This is a genomic window from Mesorhizobium sp. M4B.F.Ca.ET.089.01.1.1, from assembly GCF_004022605.1.
GTDB lineage: Bacteria > Pseudomonadota > Alphaproteobacteria > Rhizobiales > Rhizobiaceae > Mesorhizobium > Mesorhizobium abyssinicae.
In genome coordinates this window covers 1-3,513 of record NZ_RZOS01000526.1, presented here as the reverse complement: position 1 = coordinate 3,513, position 3,513 = coordinate 1, and the positions used below count along the sequence as shown (strand labels likewise).

Genomic DNA, 3,513 nt, shown 5'->3' with positions numbered 1-3,513 from the left:
GTCCGGCACCCATGTTTACCCAGGACCGAAGCAGCGGGCTTTGCCCCGCAGGCTGCGGCTGGCGGCTGCCGGGGGGAAACGAAATAATGCCCAACAAGATGCTGATAGACGCCTCCCACCAGGAGGAAACACGCGTTGTCGTCATTCGCGGTAACCGTATTGAAGAATTCGACTTTGAATCACAGGACAAGAAGCAGCTCAAAGGAAACATCTACCTCGCCCGCGTAACGCGCGTCGAACCGTCCCTGCAGGCAGCTTTTGTCGAATATGGCGGCAACCGTCACGGGTTCCTCGCCTTTAGCGAAATCCATCCCGACTACTACCAGATCCCGGTCGCCGACCGTCAGGCGCTGCTGCGCGCGGAAGCGCAGGAGGCCGAGGACGACGACGATGAGGACGGTGACGGCGAGGAGCACCAGGCCCGCGATCGCGGCCGGCGCGGCCGCCGGCGCGGCGGCAAGAACCGCGATCGCGGCGAGCACAAGCGCGAGGCGAGCGCCGCTGGTTCGGACGAGAACGGCGAAAGCAGCGAGGCGGCAGGCAGCGAGGAAGCCGCGGTTGCCGGCGAAGACGTCGTCGAGGCGGTCGCCGAGACCGTCGAGGTCAGCACTGAGGCCGAGACAGAGCAAGGCGGCCAGGACGAAGGCGCTGCCGGGCATGGCGATGAGGCCGCTTCTGAGGACAATGGCGAATCTTCGGAGGGCGGCCCCACCTCGATCGCCGCCAGCGTCGACGCCGATGTGATTTCCGAGGCGGTCCCGCAACCCGAACAGAACGGCGAAGCGCCTTCGAGCGACGACGACCGCGGCATGCTGGAAGAGGTGCAGTCCTCGCATCCCGACGACCACGAGATCGAATCGGTCGGCGCCGAGGATGCGCTGGAAGAAGTCCGCAACCGCCGCAAGCCGGTGCGCCGCCAGTACAAGATCCAGGAAGTTATCAAGCGCCGCCAGATCCTTCTGGTGCAGGTGGTCAAGGAAGAGCGCGGCAACAAGGGCGCCGCGCTCACCACGTATCTGTCGCTGGCCGGCCGCTATTCGGTGCTGATGCCGAACACGGCGCGCGGCGGCGGCATTTCGCGCAAGATCACCAACGCCCAGGATCGCAAGCGGCTGAAGGAGGTCGTGGCCGATCTCGAAGTGCCGCAGGGCATGGGCGTCATCCTGCGCACCGCCGGCGAGAGCCGCACCAAGGCCGAGATCAAGCGCGACTACGAGTATCTGATGCGGCTTTGGGAAAATGTCCGCAACCTGACGCTCCAGTCGACGGCCCCTGCCCTCGTCTATGAGGAAGGCAGCCTGATCAAGCGCTCGGTGCGCGACCTCTACAACAAGGACATCGACGAGATCCTGGTCTCCGGCGAGGACGGCTATCGCGAGGCCAAGGACTTCATGCGCATGCTGATGCCGAGCCACGCCAAGGTGGTTCAGCCCTATCGCGACACGACGCCGATCTTCGTGCGCAATGGCATCGAGGCGCAGCTCGATCGCATGCTGCAGCCGCAGGTGACGCTGAAGAGCGGCGGCTACATCATCATCAACCAGACCGAGGCGCTGGTCTCCATCGACGTCAATTCGGGCCGCTCCACCAAGGAGCACTCGATCGAGGACACCGCGCTCCACACCAATCTGGAAGCGGCCGAGGAAGTCGCCCGGCAACTCAGGCTGCGCGACCTTGCCGGCCTGATCGTCATCGACTTCATCGACATGGAGGAGAACCGCAACAACCGCTCCGTCGAAAAGCGGCTGAAGGATCACCTCAAGAACGACCGCGCCCGCATCCAGGTCGGCCGTATCTCGCATTTCGGCCTGATGGAGATGTCGCGCCAGCGCATCCGCGCCAGCGTGCTGGAATCGACCATGAAGCCCTGCCCGCATTGCGGTGGCACCGGCCATGTGCGTTCCGACTCCTCGGTGGCGCTGATGGTGGTCAGGGCGATCGAGGAATTCCTGCTCAAGGATTCGCGCAGCCACATCACGGTGCGCACGCCGTCCGCGACCGCGCTCTACGTGCTCAACCACAAGCGCGGCACGCTGGTGGAGCTCGAAAGCCGCTTCGGTCTGACTATCACCATCGAGGCCGACGATACGGTCGGCGCGCAGCACTATGCGATCTTCCGCGGCGCGATCGCCGAAAAGCCGGAGGGCTTCGTCGAAGCGCGCAGCCTGCCGACCTATGTCGAGCCGGAGGAGCCCGAGGACGAGATCGTCATCGAGGACGAAGACGAGGCACCCGCCGCCCAGGCCGAACAGCCGCGCCATCCCCAGCAGCAGCAACCTCAGCCGAGGTCCGGCGAGGATGGCGAAGGCCGTGACCGCAAGCGCCGCAAGCGCCGCCGGCGGCGCGGCGGCAAGGATCGCGATCGCGAACACGGCGAACGGGAGCATGGCGCCCATGCGGACGCTGTTTCCGCGCCGGCTCCTGCCGATGGCGTTCCCGCCACTGCAAGCGACGAAGCAATCGAAGCGGACGACGAGGCTCCGGTCGGCATTGCCGAGGCTGCCGAGGCAGCGGATGACGGTCACGGCAAGAAGCGCCGGCGCGGCAAGCGCGGCGGCAAGCGCAATCGACGCGAAGAGGGCGAAGGCGTTGACGCGACTGCCGGCGAGGAAGCCGACAGCGTCGAGACCGTTGCGTCGGAAGACGAAGCTCTCGCGGCCGAGCCGGTGGCAGCCGCGCCCGTCGAGGAGCCGGCCGTGCCTGCTCCCGCCAATGACGACGCGCCAAGCACCGAGAAGCCAAAGAAGCCAAAGCGTGCCTCGAGATCGAAGAAGGCCGTGGAGGCAGTTGCCGCCGAGACGGTGGCAGAGGTCGTGACGGAAGCCCCGGTCAAGGACCCGACACCGGTCGAGCCGGCGCCAGCCGCCACCGCTCCGGCTGCGTCCGAGGAAGAAGCATCGGTCCGCTCGAACCGGCGCAAGCCGGCGGCGGTGGATGCTCCCGTCGTGCCGGTGATCTCGTCAAGCGTCAGCGACGAAGCCAAGGCCGAGGACAAGCCGAAGCGCGCCGGCTGGTGGCAGCGCAAGGGCTTCTTCTAAGCTTTTCAGTTGCTTGGACTGATTTTCTGACAAAAAATCCCGCGTCGTGCACGACGCGGGATTTTTGTTTGGGCGCCAGGATCTTCTGGGCGCAAGGCTCCGCCAGGCTCCGTCGGCGCTAAGGCGCGAAGATCGACCAGTTCATCATCCTCGCCAGCTTCTCCAGCGCGATCGAGCCCAGCTTGGAATTGCCGTTGGCATTGAGGCCCGGCGACCAGACGGCGAGCGATGCGACGCCCGGCACGATCCCCAATATGCCGCCGCCGACGCCGCTCTTGCCGGGGATGCCGACGCGAAAGGCGAAATCGCCGGAGCCGTCATAGTGGCCGCAGGTCAGCATCATCGCGCCGATGCGGCGCGCCCGCTCGGCCGACACCACCGAATGTCCGGTTGCCGGGTTCTTGCCGCCATTGGCCAGGAAGCGACCGGCCATCGCCAGTTGCCGGCAGCTCATGGCAATGGCGCAGTGATGGAA

2 protein-coding genes are annotated in these 3,513 nt (G+C 66.0%); one reads left to right on the top strand and one right to left on the bottom strand.

Features of this window, described 5'->3' with window-relative positions; all coding sequences use genetic code 11:
- Positions 1-86: 86 nt before the first annotated feature.
- Positions 87-3,038 (top strand): ribonuclease E/G, encoded by a 2,952-nt coding sequence (locus EN780_RS29925; RefSeq protein ID WP_128276090.1) that lies wholly within the window; start codon positions 87-89, stop codon positions 3,036-3,038.
- A 118-nt stretch (positions 3,039-3,156) separates the two neighbouring features.
- On the opposite strand, the gene EN780_RS29920 is transcribed toward EN780_RS29925, so the two are convergent.
- Positions 3,157-3,513 (bottom strand): glutaminase (locus EN780_RS29920; RefSeq protein WP_189556848.1); only part of this gene is annotated, 357 nt, incomplete at its 5' end.

Coding starts and splice junctions, on each gene's coding strand:
- EN780_RS29925 (WP_128276090.1), top strand. CDS start 87: ATGCCCAACAAGATGCTGATAGACGCCTCCCACCAGGAGGAAACACGC.